Below are 20,480 nucleotides of genomic sequence, written 5' to 3' on the forward strand. Positions count from 1 at the left end.
CTGAAGCAGGCTTTAGATGTATGGCTATTGGAGATGAACCTGTATGACATAGCGCCATGATTAGTAGTATAGTCGGTGCTTACGGTCTATTTAATAAAATCTCCTGTTCATACTTTTTCACGTCTTCTAACCAGGCTTCTCTTACCGGAACACCCATTTCTTCACAGTAGTGATCCCACACGGCACCAAATGGATACGTTTTAAACTCTTCCATTAATGCTAGCCGTTTTGTGAAATCCCCTTCTTCTTGGAGCTGTTTGAGATAGTCAGTTGGCGTCAGCATAGCATAAAGCAATGCCTTAATCATATTACGTGTTCCGATTGTCCAAGCAGCGACGCGATTGATGCTTGCATCGAAAAAGTCTAAGCCGATCCGGACTTTATCGAGTGCCTCGTTACGGACAATTTCCAGGCCGATTTCTTTTAATTCATCATCTAAAATAACGACGTGGTCACTATCCCAGCGAACAGGTCTGGACACGTGTAAAGCTACCTTATCACTAAAGAGAAGCATGGAGGAGATTTTATCCGACACCATTTCTGTTGGATGGTAATGTCCTGTATCTAATAAACAAATCTTGTTATTTTTCAAAGCATAGCCCATATAAAATTCATGAGACCCCACAACATAAGCTTCTGATCCAATTCCGAATAGTTTACTTTCAACAGCATCAACATTGTAGCGGTCATCAACTTCAACCGCAAAAATCTCATCCAATGACTCTTTCAATCGTTTCCTTGGCGTTAAACGATCACTAGGCATATCCTTATAGCCGTCTGGAAGCCAAATATTTGTTAATGCAGGTGTTCCTAGCTCTTTACCGAAATATTCGCCAATTTTACGGCTAGCAATGCAGTGTCTAATCCAGAAGTCTCTGATACTTTTATCTGGATGTGCTAACGTTAAACCATCAGCGGCTTTTGGGTGAGAGAAAAGGGTAGGGTTAAAATCCAGTCCAAGTCCACGTTCTTTCGCCCAGTTCACCCAATTTTTAAAGTGCTCTGGCTTTAACTCATCTCTCTCTACCGCGTCACCATTCGTTTCGCCATAGATCGCATGAAGGTTCACCCGATGCTTGCCTGGTATCAGTGAGAGGGCCTTTTCTAAATCACGCCTTAATTCTTCTGGTGTTGTGGCTTTTCCTGGGTAGTTTCCTGTTACCTCAATTCCTCCAGATAATGCTTGCTGATTGACTTCGAAACCAGTTACATCATCTCCTTGCCAACAGTGGAGTGAGATAGGTATAGACTTTAGTTTATTAAGGACTTCTTCAACGTTTACGCCCCATTTTTCATATTCCTTTTTTGCACGTTCAAAGTTGTCTTTTGTAGCCATGATGATCCCTCCATTCTGAAAATCTTTTATGCAGTTCCTGCCTTATATCTTTTGATGCTAAACGAGTTTTTCACGAGATTTCTTGCCTGCTCTATTCCTTCTAACTCTCCATTTGCCATCATCTGAACAACTATATTGCCAATCGCTGTCGCTTCTACTGGACCTGCCAGCACCTCTTTACCTGTTGTATCAGCAATCAATTGATTCAACATCTCATTAAGGCTTCCTCCCCCAATCACATTAATCGTATGAAACTCTTTTTCATAGATCTCTTCAAGTTGGTTAATCGCTTTTTGATAACTAGCTGCTAAACTGTCAAAAACACATTTAGCCACTTCTCCTGGTGTAGTGGGGGGAACTTGACATGTTTCCATACAATATTTTTCTATCTCTTCGATCATGTTGTCTGGTTTTAGAAAGCGGTCATCATCAACGTTGACTATCGATTGAAAAGGATATGCCTCATGAGCGAGTGCGACCAATTCAGCAAAACTATACTGATTATTGTATTGGCGTTTCACTTCCTGAATCATCCATAGTCCCATGATATTTTTTAAGAATCGGTAGCGATACTCCACGCCACCTTCGTTCGTAAAATTGCCATCCAACGCTTTTGTCACACAAATCGGGAATGTATTTTCCACACCGATCAATGACCACGTCCCAGAGCTAATGTAAATTGTGTCGCTCACTTCAGGAACAGATACAACTGCCGATCCTGTATCGTGTGTGGCCGGTAAAATGACGTCTAAATCGAATCCTATTTCTCCTACTAGTTCTTTTTTGACATTTCCTAGCTTTGTTTTTGGTGGTAAAATCTCATGGAACATCTCTGGATTAATGCCTAACTTTTCTATTAAATCGGTGTCCCATTTTTTCGTAAAAGCATTCACTAATTGTGTGGTTGTGGCATTTGTGTATTCATTTGCTTTGACACCTGTCAGTAAAAAATTCAAGTAATCTGGGATCATTAAGAAAGAGGTTGCCTTATGAAGCAAATCAGGATAGGTCTTTTTCAAATAATACAATTGATAGATCGTATTAAATTTTTGAAACTGAATCCCCGTTTCTAAGTACAACCTTTCTTTACTAATGATCTCAAAAACGTCTGCCATCATGCCATCTGTTCGTGGATCACGATAAGCGACAGCATCTGTTAATAACTGATCATTTTCATCTAAAAGAACAAAATCGACTGCCCATGTATCAATACCAATACTTATAAGCTCTCCCTCCTCTTTTGCACATCGTTTCAAGCCCGTGATGATTTCTGCAAATAGTGTGTCAATCTCCCAACAAACGTAAGCACCTTTTTTAACGACCTTGTTTTCAAATCGGTATATTTCCTCTAACTTTAACTGATTCTCTTCTAAATAACCTTTGATTATCCGACCACTTGACGCCCCAATATCGACCGCTATACTACCTGTCGTCATTCCGCCACCTCTTTCTTGTAAGCGCTTTATTGTTAGCTTATGATAATTAGAAGGACATTTTAATAACGTCATTCACTTTGTTTTTGTCCATATTTGCATTAAACTGAACAAATTAAAAAAGGGTGTGTTCGTATTTTACAAACACATCCCTTTTACTTCTGCCTAAATTGTTCGCGACATTGTTTAGGCGTTACCCCATATTTCGTTTTAAAAATCCGATAAAAATGACTTACATTATCATAACCGACCTGTTCCACCACAGCAGATATGGCTATATCTTCACTTTTCAGTAATTCTCTTGCAACAGTTAACCGTTTTTCTTGTAATAAGTCTTTAAACGTTTTGTTCGTTACTTTTTTAATCTTTTTACTTAACCCATAATGAGTTTGATTAAGCTTATCCGCTAATTCATACAAAGAAGCATGCTGATAGTTCTCTTCAATATACTTTAAAGACGCCATGATCACCTGTTGTTGGCTAGTCGTATCAGTGAGCCTTTTCATTTTATCTGAATGCTTTATTAACTCAATCATAAGAAGACCCATGTACAGCTTTATGGAGGATTGTGAAAAAATATTTGGCTCCATGATTTCTATAATGATTTTTTGGAGAAGTGTTTGAATAGTTGTCACTTCAGATACAGCAAAATAAAGAAACTGCCCCTTTTGCGTATGTTCGAACAGACTATTAATGAGAAAATCATGAATGTTATGTTCAGTACTGTCCGCTGCTAGGTAGGTGAAAATGTAGTCAAAAAACTGTGGTCGGATAATAAAATTAATAATGATATCTTCTCTATTGCACGCTTTAATTTCATGCTCAATAAATTGATTTAACAGGAGTAATTCTCCGGTTTGCAACTCAAGTGGGACATCCCCCACTTGTTGCTCAAGTTTCCCGTTAAAAACGTAATTCATTTCAATATAATCATGTTTATGCTTTGGAAAATCTACAAACCTTGTATGCTTTCTAACCATAATCATCGTGTGAGGCTCCATCAGCTTATCACTTTGGATAATAAAATCACGATGATTCGTATACAAATCCTTCTTCACCTTTTTATCACGTTGTAAAATCGCCTGTTCTTCATCTGTTTCTTGAACTAACTGATGATAAATGTCGTGTGACAAGGATGATCCTCCTCTCCCATAAGAGTCACTAAACGATTATCATATTCTATTATACCAATAATTTTTCAGATAATTATACACGTGTTGAACGTTTAGATTTTCAGCATCATACTCAGTTTTTCCCGCATTAAATCTGGATTTCTGCTTGATACCCTATCTAATTCCGCATTAGACCCCTGATTTTCTGCATGATACTAAGATTTTTCAGCATTAACTGCTGATAAAATTTAAGAATAATCCTCTCTTTTATCAATATAAATAATGCCATTCCGATCGATTTGTGCAAAAAATACATCATCAAACTTGGAGATATGGTGATCCTTTAAAACAGCTTTTACCCACTCCTCATCTTTCCCTAATAGTTCTAAGCTTTTCTTTAATATTTTTCCATCGATAATGAACGCTTGACCTACTCCTCTAGATAGTTGAATATTAAATACATCCTTTTGCATGGCAGGTAAATAGGCTGGCTTTTTCAATACCGAAACTGTTCCATCCGTTTCTAATAAAGCTGTTTCCACTTCATCAATATTAAAGATGCCTTTTTTACGTAAGCCCGTTAAAAGGCTATCCATCGTAAGCAAAGTTTTCTTCAATCCTCCTTCTAAAACTTTGCCATTTTTAATAACCACTGTAGCCTCTGACTCTACTACTTTCCTTCCCTTAAAGCTTTTAATCGCAATAATATTACTTATATAGGCATAGAAACAAAATGAAATTAACCCTATCAGAGTAATGAGTATTGGAACATCCCTAGCCACAACCCCACTTGCAACAATAGAACCAATTGTAATACCTGCAACAAAGTCAAAGAACGTCATTTGGGCAATTAACTTCTTATTCAGAATACGGCACAATATGTATAGAAGTATAAAGGAAATTGTCGTACGAATTAAAATTTCCTCAATTGTCATTTTATATTTCCCCTTTACCACCTTGTTATGTTGTATCGTTCCCTTATTAAAGCTAAATATTTAAAAACGACTAGTAAAGTATTAATTGCTAAAAATTCAGTTGGGACTGTCATGCGATAAGTAAAAGAAAGGCTCACCTCTGTAGCCAGGTGAACCTTTGCATGCAAATAAATTTTACTGGAACTAGTTAGAATTTTAGTGATGTTGCATCATTGTACGTTGCAGGTGTTCGGCACCTTGGCGGTAGTACTGAGGACTTGATTACTGTTGAGCTTGGTGTAACCGTTGATTTTCTGAATAAGTTGAGAATATAACTGTGAAAGTTGCTGAACTTGTTGACTTGCCGCACTCTCGTTCTGAGCTATTTGATGCAACTGACTGGAAATTTACTTTAATTGTTCTCCATGTTGTTGTATTTGCTGTAGTATATTTTGAACCTGTACCCCTGAGTTTGTTAGGTTCGTCTGGTTATGAAACATGTACAATTCCTTCACTTTCATTTAATTAAACAAGCAAACCAATTTCATCATACAAAAAACATCGGCTAATCCGCTACAGCCGGACGCTCTCAGCTAAATGATGTGATAACACCTGGTAAATGACGTATGGCAAGGATAGTCCTTCTTTCCAATAAGGATCACGAGCAATTCTACAATAGAACACCTTCTACATAAAACGTTGGACAAGGCCTTTTAGCTTTATTGTTGAATATCTGTTATTCCGTAAGCATTGATATCCCAAAAGGTGATTACCAGAAATTCACGGTCCTCTAAAACGAGATCATAAGGGTCTTTAATATCTATCCATTGAACATGTCTCTTTTTCGAGAGTGCTAAGTCTTCCTCACTGTTCCAAGAAGTAAAATATTCTATCATACCACTATGTTGAATAGCTGCTTCAAGATAGGAATAAAGAATGCCTAAACACTTCTTCTCTTCCGCAGTTCCCTTCATGGCACTTCTTAGCGGAATTTGGTTAGCATCTGCCGTAACTTGATGCTTATATGAAAAGTGTGAACTGTAAGTGAACCTTTGTTTTGAATCGCTATCATAATTATTCTCAAAATATAAGTGAGTGAAATCTAATTCATCTCTAAAGACATTCGGTTGTTCAGGCGATACAGGTCGTTCACCGAATGATCCCACAGGTAATCTCATAGGTGATGCTATATAAATATACTGGGTCATTCATAACATCTCCTTTATATTTGAATGACTATCTCAATTAAATTTTCAAAACAAACAATGGGAATAGTCTATAACAATTATTTGTGTTTAAAGAAAGGTGATGATTCCTAGAGAGTGAGCAGTATCAGGACCATTATCTTGTGATATAACGCACCGTCAATCAGTCGGGGATTTCCGTCTTTATCTTACTTATAGTTGAGGTTAATCACGACATTACCGGCCGTTAGCTCCCACTTTAATAGATTTAGCTCCCTCTCTATGAACGGTTATCTGTGATAAATCAAAGGGTCGAGACTTAAAACAAGTGATCATAATGCTTCCTTGCTATGATCATTATACGACACATGTATTGAGTTAGCATGTAAATGTTAAGGGGTTGCTACTTGATTTCATCATCAAAATCACGCATGATTTAAATAAGAAATTTATAAAAAAGAAGTGATAACGATGTCCCAATCGGTGATCTTAACTAAAATAGAACAACAATTATCTTCTTTCTCCGCTGCAGAAAAGAAAGTCGCTCGCTATGTACTAGCACACCCTGAATTTATCCCTAACTTGACTACAAAAGAGTTAGCTCAACAAGCGCATGCCAGTGAAGCGAGTATTGTGCGCTTCTGTAGACGGGTTGGTGTCGACAGTTTTAGAATGTTTAAACTCGCCCTTGCAAAAGAACTGACACGGGGTAAAGCAACTATTAATAGTGCGTCCTTATTAGAGACAAGTGACACACCCCATATGCTGTTTCAAAAAGTGTCTTCTTTAAACCAATCCGCATTAGAGATGTCCTTTAATACGTTAAGTTCACAAGAATTCTCGAAAGCTGTTGATAAATTAAGTGCTGCTAAAAAAATTGGTTTTTTCGGTGTTGGCGGGTCCTATACCTCTAGTGTAGATGGTCAATATAAATTCATGCGTCTCGGTTTCCATAGTGTAGCCTCTACAGATTATCACTATATGATCCCTTTCATCACAATGATGGCACCTGAAGATGTCCTTATTTGCATCAGTACCTCAGGGAAAACAAGAGAAGTAATTGAACTGGCGGCCTATGCGAAAGAACAAGGAACTACAGTCATGGCGATTACTTCCTCCAACACGTCACCACTTTATAAACAAGCTGATATACCTCTTCTAATACCAAATATAGAAGTTGAACAACGAATCGGAAGCATCGCTTCAAGGACAAGTCAGCTAAACCTTATTGATAGCTTGTATGTGTCTGTCTTCCACCAAATCGGCGAACATCTATTGGAGCCTTTTGACAAATCACGTCAGAAAACAGAAGAGAAAAGACTATAACGGCGCAAAGACATGGGCTCATACCATGTCTTCTTTCACCCCTTTAATTGAAATTTAATTTCAATAATTAATGAAAATACATTGATCATTAATTTCATCTCAATTATAATGAAAGCGTAAACAAATTTTTTTGATAGGAATGAGGGTCGTTATGTTAGATAAGCTTCGTACAGAAAAAAGAAATGAAAATTCAATGGATTTAGATGAAAGAAGCACTTATAACGTTTTAAAGCTCATGAACTCTGAAGATCACTATGTGCCATCTGCCATTAAACAACAATTAAACCACATTTCAAAACTTGTTGAGCAAACGATCGAACGCATGAAAAAAGGGGGGCGTCTCATATATTTAGGTGCTGGCACGAGTGGGCGTTTAGGTGTATTAGATGCTGCCGAGTGTCCGCCTACATTTGGAGTTGATAAAACCTTAGTCATTGGCTTAATAGCTGGCGGTGAAAAAGCGTTTATTCATGCAGTAGAAGGTGCTGAAGATTCTCCAAGCTTAGGTGAAGCAGATTTAAAGTCGATTTCCCTAAACGCGAATGACACCGTCATCGGTATTGCTGCTAGTGGACGTACCCCTTATGTCATTGGCGGACTTCAATACGCTAATAGCGTCGGCTCATTAACAGGAAGCCTTGCATGTAATATCAATGCTCCTATATCTACAGAAGCAACGCACCCAATTGAAGTGAACACTGGAAGTGAAATCTTAACTGGCTCAACACGGCTAAAAGCAGGAACTGCACAGAAATTAGTCTTGAACATGATTTCAACTGCAACGATGATCGGACTTGGAAAAGTGTATAAAAATCTAATGGTAGATTTGCAGCCGACAAACGAAAAGCTTGCCTTGCGTTCTCAACGAATTATTATGGAAGCAACCGATACTGATGCCATGACCGCTTCTAAAAAACTTGAAGAAGCAAATGGCTCTGTGAAAGTGGCGATCATTATGATTTTAACGGGAAAAAGTGAACCAGAGGCCAAAAAAAGTTTAGAAGAAGCGAATGGATTTGTAAAATATGCCATTCAATAATACATTAGGGGGATTGTATCATGACGAAAGAAAACGTCATCGTTCAAGGGATTCTAGACCATACCGGTGGAAAAGACAATACTAAACGAATCGCCCATTGTATGACACGAATTCGCTTGGAAGTCCACGACTATAAAAAAGTCCGTTTGGCTGATTTAAAAAAAGTCGAAGGCGTAATGGGTGTTGTGGAAGACGACACGTTACAAATTATTGTTGGGCCAGGAACAGTCACTAAAGTAGCTGAACAACTCTGTCATATTACTGGACTTGAGCTTGGCGAAGTAGCAGATTCTGACCACGTTGCTGATGACGTAAAGAGAACCATTAAAAAAAAGAATAACACACCAGTCAAAAACTTTTTAAAAAGAATTGGGAACATTTTCATTCCGCTTATTCCTGCACTTGTCGCGTCAGGTTTAATTAACGGAGGGGCGAGTTTTGCGCAAAATGCTGGTGTTGATCCAGAAACAACGTGGCTTCAGATCTTACTCGTTATTGGCGGCGGTATTTTCACCTATTTAGGTATTTTAGTCGGATGGAATACAGCAAAAGAATTCGGTGGGACTCCTGCATTAGGCGCGATTGCTGGGATACTCATTATTAACCCTGCATTAGCAAATATTACGCTTTTTGGTGAAGAGCTAGTCCCTGGGACAGGTGGGCTATTTGCAATTATATTAGCCGCATGGTTTATGGCATTTGTGGAGCAGCGTATCCGAAAAGTCGTCCCATCTTCTTTAGATATTATTATGACGCCTTTCATAACCGTTTTATTAGTCGGTGTCACAACGATTGTTCTCTTACAGCCTGTAGGCGGATTTATAGCCAACGGGGTGACAATGGGTATTAATAGTGTATTAGATATTGGCGGGGTTGTCGCTGGTGCTATCTTAGCTGGAACATTTCTTCCTCTTGTTATGGTGGGGATGCATCATGGGTTAACACCTATTCACTTAGAATTTATCAGCGCACAAGGTGCAACACCGCTTCTAACAATCTTAGCTATGGCAGGAGCTGGACAAGTGGGGGCCGCTATTGCTGTATTAGTAAAAACAAAGAGTCAGCGGTTAAAAAACACCGTTAAAGGTGCCCTTCCTGTAGGTTTTTTAGGGATTGGTGAACCGCTTTTATATGGTGTCACCCTTCCGTTAGGACGCCCATTTATAACCGCTTGTTTAGGGGCATCTGTCGGTGGCGCTTTTCAGGCATTAACATCAACCGCTTCACTCGGTATTGGCGTTTCTGGTTTATCCCTTATTCCATTAATCGCTGATAACCAATATATCATGTATTTCCTTGGATTAGTTATCGCTTATACATGTGGATTTATCTTTACTTATTTATTTGGTTACAACGAGGAAATGGCTCAAAATCTCCAGTAAGACTTATATGAAAATTGAGAGACTGGAACTTCCTGGACGGTCTCTCTTTATCAATTTAAGCTGAAAAAGGAGTGTTCGTTTTGAAAGGCGTATCGATATTTTTAGGTCAACAAACCGAACTAGAACAAAAATATTATTTAGAACGTATGAAGCAATCAGGGTTCCAGTCTATCTTCACCTCCCTGCACATTCCCGAAGATGACCCACACATGTATATAGGCGCCATAAACATGCTTGGGCAACAAGCTAAAGACTTAGGTATGAGCTTGATTGCAGATGTTTCTCCTACTTCTTTATCTTACTTAAATGTTGATATTGATAGCGTTGATACGTTGATTGAGAAAGGAATAACAGGATTAAGGGTGGATTATGGCTTTAGCAATGAGGCGATCATCAAAATCTCAAAAGCAATGACAGTTGTTCTTAATGCCAGTACGCTATCTTATAAAAAGGCCTATAACTTATTGGATCAAGGTTTAATTAAAGATCATTGTGACGTCTGCCATAATTATTATCCACGCCCTGAAACTGGGTTGGATAAAGACTGGTTGATAGAAACGAATAAGTGGCTGCGCTCTTTTGGCTTTAAAACTATGGCGTTTGTGCCTGGGGATTTAACTTTTAGAGGCCCTCTTCATAAAGGATTGCCGACACTTGAAAAACATAGAGGAATTTCTCCATTTGCAGCTGCAAAAGAATTATGGGATCAGTGCGCCATCGACCATGTTTATATAGGGGACCCTGCCATATCAATAGAAACGAGCGAGCTCTTTCGCCAGTACGATGAAGAAGGTGTCATTGTCCTTCGTGCATGCTTTTTTGACATGGATGATGCTGAATACGCCGTGCTAAACCAATTGCACCGTCAACGGTTAGATCCTGCTCGTGACGTTATCCGATCAGAGACATCGAGGGCATATGCTCAAAAAGGGAAGATCGTCATTACAGCTCGTTCAACTAGGGGGAACCCCTCCACAGGGGAAGAAATGCGTCAGGCCGGATCAATTACAATCGATAACGAACGGTATGGCCGATACCAAGGTGAATTACAAATTGTCAAACGTGAGCTAGCCTATGATCCAGCAGTCAACATTGTTGGCAAAGTCATTGCAGAGGACCTTCCCCTCGTTCAATCCCTTAAGCCTGGAGAAACATTTAGCTTTAAACACGTTGAATCTCATAAAGAGACATAACGCGTTAGTTTGAGGAAAAAATTTTATTTTTTTCTAGTTAAAGTACCTTCATGGAAATTATATTAGGTGTAAAACTTTTAAAATATTGTGCGATAGGGAAAATTAATGACAGTAAGGAAGCTTGTTATTAAAGTCTAGCTCTGACATAATATAAGTCATCGAATGTCAAAGTTACTACCGCGCCATAGCCTCATAATGTGTAACAAATATATCGTTTATGAAAAAATGACTTTCATTAAAAGAGATTTTGTTAAGTGTTCTTATTTATAAAACCAACCTTCAATCAGTGGACATTTTCGCCCTTTAGCCGGGAGTTTTACGGACAGTCATCTGCGATAAAGCTTAAATATTAGTTTCATGAATCTTCTACTTCAGTGATAATATGACCATATAAATCAATGGGGAGTAGTTCCAACAAAAATAAAGTTATTGTTTGAATGAAATCCCATTGAAGAAAGCACGTTAACTATCAACGAGTTAACGTAGTATTAGAAGGAACAAGCCTCGGGAAAGCGTCCTCTATATGAAGATCACTTGTATGACTCGTTTTTCAAGTGTATTTTGTATAATGCAATTGGTTCAAATCAATACCCTTTAGTAAACTATGCTATATAAAGATTAAGAACTACATATACAATGAAAGGGCTGTTTTATAGTGAAAAAAATCGGAGTACTGACATCTGGAGGAGACTCTCAAGGTATGAATAGTGCGATTCGTTCTATCGTGAGGACGGGTATTGCCCATGGCTATGAAATGATTGGAATTAAAAGGGGATTTAACGGGCTAATGGAAAAAGATTTTGTGGCACTCGAAACAAAAGATGTTGCTGATATCCTTTATCGTGGGGGAACGTTTCTACAATCGGCTAGGTCCAAAGAATTTAGAAAAGAAGAGGGACAAATTAAAGCTACAAACAATTTAAGAGAAGCTGGAATTGAATACCTTGTGGTTATTGGAGGGGACGGTAGCTATCGTGGGGCCGCTAAACTTAATGAACGAGGTATTAAAACATATGGATTGCCAGGAACCATTGATAATGATATTCCTTTGACCGACTACACAATTGGCTTTGATACCACATTGAACGTTGTGACGGAGGCAATTGGAAATTTAAGAGATACTATGAGTAGTCACGACCGAGTAAGTGTGATTGAGGTAATGGGAAGAGACCGGGGTGATATCGCCCTTCATGCCGGGATTGCTAGTGGAGTCGACGCGATTTTAATTCCTGAAATACCAGGAGATATTCATAAAATTTCTGAAAAACTTAAAGATGGTTTTGAAAGAGGAAAAACGCATAGTATTGTTATAGTCGCTGAAGGAGTCGATAAGGCTGAAAAAATCGCCCATTTAATTAAAGAACAGAGCGACCTAGATACAAGAGCGACGGTTTTAGGACACATTCAAAGAGGTGGAACGCCATCAGCTTTTGATCGTGTATTTACTAGCCGTATGGGACATAAAGTGATTAAATTAATAGAAGAAGGAATTCATGGCGTTGCTTTAGGAATGGAGAAAAACGAAATTACTTACCATTCTTTCGAAGAGATTTTTCAAGCTAAAAACGTAGTCAAAGCTAACTTATATGAAATATTTGAAGACCTCGTATAACCAATAACGCCCTAGCCATTTTGCTACGTGTATTGATAAGTCATATGGAGGAGGAAGAGCGGTTCCCCATAACGTTGAGTTCCCTGTTGGTTTTTAAGACTAAGCCTTTCAGCCAGACTTGGATATCCCCCCAAAGGTGTTTAGGCGCTTTAACACTAGAGAGAAACAATAGGATTGACAATCGGGGGCTTCGTCACTTATACTAAGTTAAATGTGTGAATCGATAAGAGAGGCAGGATAGCTTTTTCCAATGTCCTTTAGGATAAGGGAATGAGAAGTCCAGTGCAAGCTTTCGAAGGAAATGACTAATTTTAAGATTTTGGTTGCTTACGTAATCACTTTTATAGTGCGTACAAAAGAGACCAACATTTGATGGATAACACCCTCAAATGTTGGTCTCTTTTTTTGATAATCAGTTTTTAAAGGGAGATGGATAGGATGAATCGTTGGTTAGTAGTACTTGGTGCTGTTATTATTCAAATTAATTTAGGAGCGGTATACGCTTGGAGTTTATTTAACCAGCCATTGATGGACAAATTTGGTTGGGATAGAGAAGCCATTGTGCTTACATTTTCGATTACGATTGCGACGTTTGCCTTGATGACCATTTTAGCAGGGAAACTTCAAGATAAAATTGGACCACGTTGGGTTGCAACGACCGGCGGCATTCTTTTAGGATTAGGATTACTTTTATCCAGCCAAGCAACAACAATAACGCAATTATATTTATTTTACGGTGTGATTGGTGGAGCTGGAATTGGTATGACGTACGTTTGTCCACTGTCAGCGTGTGTGAAATGGTTTCCTGAAAAAAGAGGATTAATTAGTGGTATTGCCGTTGCCGGCTTTGGATTAGGCGGTCTTATTTTTCAACCGATCATTCGCTTTTTCATTGAGAATTTTGGTGTTTCTTCGACGTTCATGTATGTTGGGGCTATCTATCTCGTTTTTGTTGTAGCAGGTGCCCAATTGCTGAAAAATCCACCTATTAAAGTGGACACGAAGGGGAAAGAAGGTCATGTTGCCTTAGAGGAGTCTACCCATTTTTCATCTAAGGAAATGGTCAAAACGTATCCATTTTACTTGTTATGGTTTATGTTTTTGTTCGGAAGTATGTCTGGATTAATGGTTATTAGTTTTGCTGTCGATATTGGCGTAGAAGTCGTTCAATTGGATGTTGAAAAAGCCGTTAATGCTGTCATGGTGATCGCTTTATTTAATGCAGCAGGGCGCATTATTTTAGGGAATATTTCTGATCGTTTCGGCCGAGTAAATACATTGATGTTTATTTATGGCATAACGGCAGTGACATTGCTATATATGAGTATCGGCTATATGAATTATCCGCTATTTTTAGGAACCGTTTCTGTCATTGGATTTTGTTTTGGTGGCTTTCTGTCTTTATTTCCTTCTATCACGGCTGATTATTATGGTACAAAAAACATGGGCAGTAACTATGGATTGATGTATCAGGCTTATGGTGTTTCCGCTTTTGCTGGGCCTTTTATTGTTAAAGTATTCCCATTTGGTCAAGCGTTTATTGTGGCATCTTTGTTTTGTATGTTAGCTATGCTGATGGCAAAAGCGGTTACTGCTCCTGTGAAAATAAAGGAACCGACAGTTTATAGAGAAGAAGTTATTAATGAGAAGTAAAAGAAGTTGAATTGACACAAAGCATAGTTCTCGATAAAATTCTTATTGTGGAAAATCTTATAAATCGATCTCACTTTAATAAGTAGCAGACGTTGATGAAGGTGGATATATGACTAAATCAAAAGGTTCTATAGAAGCAGAAATAAGTAAAGTCCTTACCCAATGGGAAAAAGATTATCTTGGAAGAGGGTCTGTCTCTGTTAAAACAGATATATTACGAGACATGATTATCGTATCGCTCAAAGGTGTTCTTACTCCTGCCGAGTATACTCTTTGTAAAACAAAAGAAGGAAAATCGATGATTAAAAAAACCCGCTCTGATTTAGTCGAAACAGGTGTCGATATTTTGAGAGACTATATTTATTCAATAACAGGTCAAAAAGTGATTAGTTTTCATACAGACCTAAGCACAATGACTGGTGAACGTATTATCGTATTTAAATTAGCTTCCGATCTTGAAGAGACGTTTAGATCAACAAAATAATTCGAACAAGGAGGAACCGTCATGTAGCGGTTCCTCCTTTTGATACAAGTCAATGTAAACTCTTAATTTGCCACTCTGACAAAGGTGCTCCCTTTTGAACAATCTCCTCTACATAGTGAATTGCAACCCGATGATTCAACCTTCTTCTAACGTTTTTCCACCGACCTTAATTCCTTCTAGAACTAACTTGGTTTCGTCGATAGTTAACGTAGTGCCTTCAATGGCATTTGTATTCTATGTTCATTCGAGCCAAAACTTTTTACGTAAACTTTTGACTTTCTATTTAGGTAATGATTTAAATGTTCGTGAATAACTTGGGAAGTTACGGATGAATTAATCGATGAGAGCAATCCAACATTTGATTTAAAGGTTTCACCAAAGACCTTTATCCCACTTGTTTCCACATAGGTGAATAACCTGATTTACCTGTTGTACTCAACTCCTATATTTGGGCAAAAACATCTGACCTCTCTCGAAATAGGTCGAGGCTGGAGTAACAGTCGGTTTTTTATAAACAATGGGACACCTTTATCCTACCAACTAATACCCACCTTATGAAACCTAAGTGGGTTCATCTAACCATTTTGATTATTGATTGTCTCTCCATTCGTCGTATTGACTTTGAATTTCGTCTAATACTTTTTGCATTCCTGCTTCATAAAGTTTTTTATTAAATTCAGGAATGTACTCCTCTGGGTCTACAGCACCTTTTAACAACGCTGGTGAAAATTCACTTGTAACGTTACTGATCGCTGCAATTTCTGTACGAACGGGGTTAGTATCAAAGTAAAACCCTAATACTGGGGATGGAATGGCATTTTCGTTAAACTCTTCAAAAGCATCCCATTTATCTGCTGGCTCGTCTTCATACAGTTTTAAAATTAACTGGTTTCCGATCGCAAAGCTTGGCATGTTAAACCTTTCAACTCGAGCAGGTAAGTCATTAATGGTCCCATCTTCATTTTCTTCGTAGTGAACACCTTCAATCCCTTTGTCAATTAAGTTCCTTAAATAAGGATCAGAGTTTAATAAGTTTAAGAACATCATAGCCCGTTCTGGGTTCTCTGATGTATTTGAAATCGCTTGCATAGAACCTGTCACTGAATTATTAAATACGTACGGCTCATGAAGAGGACGAGTAACAATTTCATATCCGGCTGACCTAGACCATACATGTTCTGCATACGGTTGATAGAGCTCTTTACGCACAAACCAGTTTGGTGTTTCTAATGGCCACGAGTCTGTGCTGGTTGCAGCATCTGGACGAATGTAACCTTTTTTATAGTAATCATGCATTACTTTCAGGGTTTCCATCGTCGCCTCTTCTTCATATTTATTTACTACTTCATCTGTATTTCCCTCTAACCTGAAAGCAAATGGCATTTCCTCTTGAAGAATAGAATCAAAAGGGAGGTATGCATCAAATGTGGCAATCGGGGTTACATCCGATTCCTCTTCTTTAATTACAGCTAAAAGTGGCTCTAAATCTGCTAGCGAGTTAACTGTTGAAATATCAAGATTGTGTTTTTCAACTAATTCATTATTGAATGAAAGGACAGCTTGCTGACCTACTTCTTTATTCGTTGGAACAGCATAAAGTTTTCCGTCAACTTGAGCTCCTTCTAAAAATGCAGGATCAATTAGTTCTTTCATCTCTTCCCCATATTCATCCATCAAATTATCTAATTCAATAAACGCACCTCGACGGGCATTTAGAGAGTAGTTATTTGCCCATGAACTTGTAAATGCAATATCATACTCTTCTCCGGAAGTGGTAATTACCTGCAATCTTTCATCAAATTCTCCCCAGTCCAGTAATCTAAGGTCAATGGTTGCATTAATCTTTTCTTCAGTATACTCGTTAACTTCCTCCATGACTACATCAAGGTCTTGTTGTGGTGTGCCAATTAAGTACCATGTAAGTGTCACAGGATCTAACACGTCGTCTCCTTTACCTGATTCACCATTGCCTTCTCCATTTTCACTCGCATCAGAATGACTTCCTACGTCTTCTTCACCTCCACATGCTATCAACAAGCTGACAGACCCTACTAACATGACTAGTAGTAAACATAGTTTTTTCATTTCTTTCCCCCATTTAATTTTTTATCATAAAAGGTGGGGATATAAAATAACGATATATTCCCTTCCTTTGATGAGCAATTCAGTCACTATTCCTTGACACTTCCGATCGTCAATCCCTTTACAAAGTATTTTTGAAAGAAAGGATATGATAACGCAATTGGTAAAGTTGCAATGACAACCATTGCCATCCTTGCTGAATCCTGCGGGATAGATCCTAATATACTGCCATTCTGAGTAGATAACATAGCGTTTTGTCTAATAAAATCTAAATTATTTTCAATTCTCATTAATAGAGATTGGAGTGGAACAAGATTAGGGTCATCGATGAAAAGCAATGCATTAAACCAGTCATTCCAATAGGCAAGTGTATTAAATAAGGCTATTGTGGCAATACCTGGGATAGCCAGTGGTATTACAATCCTTAAGAAAATTCGAAACTCTCCTGCACCGTCAATTCGTGCCGATTCAAGTATCGCCTCCGGAACTGAACGTTGGAAAAATGTCCTCATAATAATGATGTAAAAGGCATTTACCGTCATCGGTAATATGAGTGCCCAAATGGAGTTCTTCAATCCTAAAAATTGTGTCATTACGATGTAGAAAGGTACCATTCCACCACTGAATAACATCGTGAAAAAGGCGATAAACGTGAATTGCTTCCGATACAAAAACTGTTTCCTTGATATGGCATAAGCGTAAAGTGCTATCACCGACACACTGAGGATCGTTCCAACAATCGTAACAAAAAGTGTCACACCATAGGCACGAAAAATCTGTGATCTCACCTGCCATAAATACTTATAAGCTTCTAGGCTCCACTCTTCTGGTATAAGTCGATAGCCCTGCAAAGACAACGACTGTTCACTCGACAGGGAAATAATAATGACATAGATGAATGGAAAAATACATAGGAACGCAAATGAACCTAGTAAAATATGCATTACTACACTCGTCTTACCTGAAAAGCCATAAGGATTATATTCTTTCTTCTTTTTCCTTAGAGGAAGGACTTTTTTATGTTGAGATGATGTTGCTGATTTTGGTGGGAAATCCAACTTTTTCACTCTCCTTCCACCTAAATTTTTCTTTAAAATAATGCATTTTCTTCATCTATTTTTCTAACAATGTAATTCGTCAGTAAGATTAAGATGAATCCTACTGTCGCCTGATATAAACCTGCTGCAGTGCTCATCCCAATATCCCCCATCGACATGAGCCCCCGATAAACGTAAGTATCGATAACATTCGTCACTGAATATAATGGCCCTGAATCCCGTGGAACCTGATAGAACAATCCAAAATCTGCACTAAAAATACTCCCTATATTTAAAATCGTTAAAATAATAATTAATGGCATGATCATTGGAATAGTAATACGCCAAATTTGTTGCCATTTACTAGCTCCATCAATCATTGCCGCCTCGTAATATGTCCTATCGATCCCTACAATAGCTGCAAGGTAAACGATACTCCCAAATCCTACACCTTTCCATTGGCTGATTGCCACAAGAAAATAAGGCCAATAGGCAGATTCGTTATACCATGATACTGGCTCTATATTGAACATCTCCAGAACACTGTTAAACAATCCGCGATCAACACTTAGGAAAGCGAACACAAAATAACTAACAACTACCCAAGATAAAAAATGAGGAAATAACATTCCAGTCTGATAAATTTTAGCAAGCTTTTGTTTCGTTAATTCACTTAAGATGATAGCAACACCAACTGCTAATATAAGTCCTAATATGATAAAAACTAGGTTATATAAAACTGTATTCCTGGTGATAACATAAGCATCATTTGTACTGAATAAAAACCGAAAGTTATCAAACCCTATCCATTCGCTGTGATAAACACTGGCAAAAAATCCATCAGGATGGAATCTGAAATCTTTAAACGCCATGACCTGACCAAACATCGGTAAGTACTTCATGACAAGGAGCCAGATAAAACCAGGCATTATCATTAAAAGCCAGATTCGATTATCGTAGACGTTTTTACCAAATTTCTTTAAGCGCTGCATCTTCTTCCTCCTTCCAAATCTGACTTCCTTCTTTAATTCAATTATATGAAAACCCTTACAAATTAAAAAGTTGAGATAGCTTAGATTTAATGGCTAAAATAAATACACAATATTGCTGTTATTAAATAATAAAAAAGAAGAGCAACTCAAAGGTCATTTTTTCCTGTAAGTTGCTCTCCAATCACTGTTTCTTTTTCTCCATTCGGAAGGAGTGACACCCTCTAGCTTTTTAAATTGTTTATAAAAATAGGCAGAATCCATATAGCCCACTTTTTTCCCAATGACACCTGCTTTTTCATGGGAATAGAGAAGCAATTTCTTTGCTTTGTCAATCCTCAGATTATTTAAATATTTCGTAAAGGAGCACTTTACCTCCTTTTGGAACAGTTGTCCTAAATAAATAGGATTAATATGAAAGCTGTTACCTAATGTTTTGAGAGACATTTCCTCTGGAAGGTTTTGATGGATAAAATTCAATACGGTTTGAATAATAGGGCTATATTCCTGATTTCGCTGTGAATAATTTGTATCCAGCATATCAAGGCAATTATCGATTAATTTCAAGGCATCCGTTAATTCTTCTACATATAAAATTTTAGTTAACATCTCCACATAAACTTTATAATCAATATGCAAGGAAAAACTGTTCTTAACTTGAAAAAAGAACTCTAATAAAACACTTTTCATAAGTAACGGGCGATCTTGTTCAAACATAGATAACGTATGTTTCATGGAGGCCTTTACCACTTCATAATTCTGATTAGCAAGTTGCTCCATTATCACATGAGACACATAGTTACTCGAGTATTTTTTCGATGAATCATACCTGTCTGATGCACTGTACAACTGCTCAGCGAGACTGTGTTCCTTTTCTGGAAGCAGCATCTTTAATTCACTGTCCATTTCTAATTCCCGATACACATCCTGAATTTGACTTAGGCTATCAATTTTTTTACTGTGAACAAACACATAATCTTCTATCTTTTCTATGTTGTTAATTAGTCGATGTATTTTGGATATCCCCTCTTCCAAGTCTTCTGGAGCTACCCTGAACCATAGGAAAAGAAAATCACCTGATGGTGTGAGAACGGTAATTGCAGTTCCTTCACATTCGAAGGCCTTTCTCCAAGTCTGCCATCCCTCTTCATTCTGCTCGTTCACATCTACTTTCAATAAGCCTATCCATAGTGGTGTGGTTAGTTGTAACTCAGGATAAAAAGACATTCTCTGTCTTACCCCTTCATAGCTCATTTTGCCAATAATCCAGCGCCAAATAGTATGATCCCTTAACACTAAAGCTGATTTCTCCTCTAAAATAGCTTGATTTATTTTCTCCTTAACGAGTTGGAGTGAAGATACTAATTCTTCTTCTTTAACCGGTTTCAGTAGGTAGTTCTCTATCCCTAACTGCAATCCTTCTTTCACTAAACCAAACTCCTGAAACCCAGATAGTACGACGACGATTATTCTTTTCTGTTCATCTCGCAAATGACGAATCAGCTGAAGACCTGTCATCTCCGGCATTTTAATATCCGTAATTAACACGTCAAATGAAACTTCACGAGACTTCTCTAACGCTTCCAAGCCATTCCTCGCCGTTTCAATCACTCGAAATCCAAATGATTCCCAATCAATGATATTTTTTAACCCTTCCAGAATTAACGGTTCATCATCTACAAGCATGACTTTTATCATGATTTG

16 protein-coding genes and 1 pseudogene are annotated in these 20,480 nt (G+C 38.0%); 7 read left to right on the plus strand and 10 right to left on the minus strand.

Going from position 1 to position 20,480, the window contains the following annotated elements:
* Positions 1-79: 79 nt before the first annotated feature.
* The 5 genes from rhaA to BK581_RS09625 all read right to left on the minus strand — a co-directional run bounded on the left by rhaA (position 80) and on the right by BK581_RS09625 (position 6,003).
* A complete protein-coding gene (gene rhaA, locus BK581_RS09605; RefSeq protein WP_078577972.1) occupies positions 80-1,336 on the minus strand; it encodes an L-rhamnose isomerase in 1,257 nt (418 codons plus the stop codon).
* A 26-nt stretch (positions 1,337-1,362) separates the two neighbouring features.
* Entirely contained in the window at positions 1,363-2,772 is a 1,410-nt protein-coding gene (gene rhaB, locus BK581_RS09610; protein ID WP_078577973.1) for a rhamnulokinase, read from the minus strand.
* 152 nt (positions 2,773-2,924) lie between these two features.
* Entirely contained in the window at positions 2,925-3,902 is a 978-nt protein-coding gene (locus BK581_RS09615) for an AraC family transcriptional regulator (RefSeq protein WP_078577974.1), read from the minus strand.
* A gap of 227 nt (positions 3,903-4,129) precedes the next feature.
* Positions 4,130-4,816 carry a DUF421 domain-containing protein gene (locus tag BK581_RS09620; RefSeq protein ID WP_078577975.1) on the minus strand — a complete coding sequence of 229 codons (687 nt, stop codon included), beginning with the start codon at positions 4,814-4,816 and terminating at the stop codon, positions 4,130-4,132.
* A 698-nt stretch (positions 4,817-5,514) separates the two neighbouring features.
* Positions 5,515-6,003 (minus strand): hypothetical protein, encoded by a 489-nt coding sequence (locus BK581_RS09625; RefSeq protein ID WP_078577976.1) that lies wholly within the window; start codon positions 6,001-6,003, stop codon positions 5,515-5,517.
* A 447-nt stretch (positions 6,004-6,450) separates the two neighbouring features.
* Here BK581_RS09625 and BK581_RS09630 point away from each other — a divergent pair, with 447 nt between their 5' ends.
* The 7 genes from BK581_RS09630 to BK581_RS09660 all read left to right on the plus strand — a co-directional run bounded on the left by BK581_RS09630 (position 6,451) and on the right by BK581_RS09660 (position 14,668).
* Entirely contained in the window at positions 6,451-7,305 is an 855-nt protein-coding gene (locus BK581_RS09630) for a MurR/RpiR family transcriptional regulator (RefSeq protein WP_078577977.1), read from the plus strand.
* A 151-nt stretch (positions 7,306-7,456) separates the two neighbouring features.
* Positions 7,457-8,344, plus strand: a complete 888-nt coding sequence (gene murQ, locus BK581_RS09635; protein WP_078577978.1) for an N-acetylmuramic acid 6-phosphate etherase — start codon at positions 7,457-7,459, stop codon at positions 8,342-8,344.
* Positions 8,345-8,364: 20 nt separating this feature from the next.
* On the plus strand, positions 8,365-9,726 hold the full coding sequence (locus tag BK581_RS09640) for a PTS transporter subunit EIIC (RefSeq protein ID WP_078577979.1): 1,362 nt from the start codon (positions 8,365-8,367) through the stop codon (positions 9,724-9,726).
* An 80-nt stretch (positions 9,727-9,806) separates the two neighbouring features.
* Complete coding sequence (locus BK581_RS09645) at positions 9,807-10,919, plus strand: DUF871 domain-containing protein (RefSeq protein ID WP_078577980.1); 1,113 nt, start codon at positions 9,807-9,809, stop codon at positions 10,917-10,919.
* 655 nt (positions 10,920-11,574) lie between these two features.
* Positions 11,575-12,531, plus strand: a complete 957-nt coding sequence (pfkA, locus tag BK581_RS09650) for a 6-phosphofructokinase (protein WP_078577981.1) — start codon at positions 11,575-11,577, stop codon at positions 12,529-12,531.
* Between the two features lie 438 nt (positions 12,532-12,969).
* Positions 12,970-14,184 carry an L-lactate MFS transporter gene (locus tag BK581_RS09655; protein WP_078577982.1) on the plus strand — a complete coding sequence of 405 codons (1,215 nt, stop codon included), beginning with the start codon at positions 12,970-12,972 and terminating at the stop codon, positions 14,182-14,184.
* A gap of 109 nt (positions 14,185-14,293) precedes the next feature.
* Positions 14,294-14,668 carry a Na-translocating system protein MpsC family protein gene (locus BK581_RS09660; protein WP_078577983.1) on the plus strand — a complete coding sequence of 125 codons (375 nt, stop codon included), beginning with the start codon at positions 14,294-14,296 and terminating at the stop codon, positions 14,666-14,668.
* Between the two features lie 52 nt (positions 14,669-14,720).
* Here BK581_RS09660 and BK581_RS20575 read toward each other — a convergent pair.
* The 5 genes and pseudogenes from BK581_RS20575 to BK581_RS09685 all read right to left on the minus strand — a co-directional run.
* A pseudogene (locus tag BK581_RS20575) lies at positions 14,721-14,902 on the minus strand (Fic family protein); the annotation flags it as partial.
* 354 nt (positions 14,903-15,256) lie between these two features.
* Positions 15,257-16,753, minus strand: coding sequence for an ABC transporter substrate-binding protein (locus BK581_RS09670; protein ID WP_078577984.1), 1,497 nt, complete (start codon positions 16,751-16,753; stop codon positions 15,257-15,259).
* Positions 16,754-16,839: 86 nt separating this feature from the next.
* Positions 16,840-17,694 carry a carbohydrate ABC transporter permease gene (locus tag BK581_RS09675; RefSeq protein ID WP_078579907.1) on the minus strand — a complete coding sequence of 285 codons (855 nt, stop codon included), beginning with the start codon at positions 17,692-17,694 and terminating at the stop codon, positions 16,840-16,842.
* 146 nt (positions 17,695-17,840) lie between these two features.
* Entirely contained in the window at positions 17,841-18,779 is a 939-nt protein-coding gene (locus BK581_RS09680) for an ABC transporter permease (RefSeq protein ID WP_078577985.1), read from the minus strand.
* 153 nt (positions 18,780-18,932) lie between these two features.
* A complete protein-coding gene (locus BK581_RS09685) occupies positions 18,933-20,474 on the minus strand; it encodes a response regulator transcription factor (RefSeq protein ID WP_078577986.1) in 1,542 nt (513 codons plus the stop codon).
* Between the last annotated feature and the right edge of the window lie 6 nt (positions 20,475-20,480).

Origin of the sequence: Salipaludibacillus agaradhaerens (genome assembly GCF_002019735.1) — a bacterium.
Classification (GTDB): Bacteria; Bacillota; Bacilli; order Bacillales; family Salisediminibacteriaceae; genus Salipaludibacillus; species Salipaludibacillus agaradhaerens.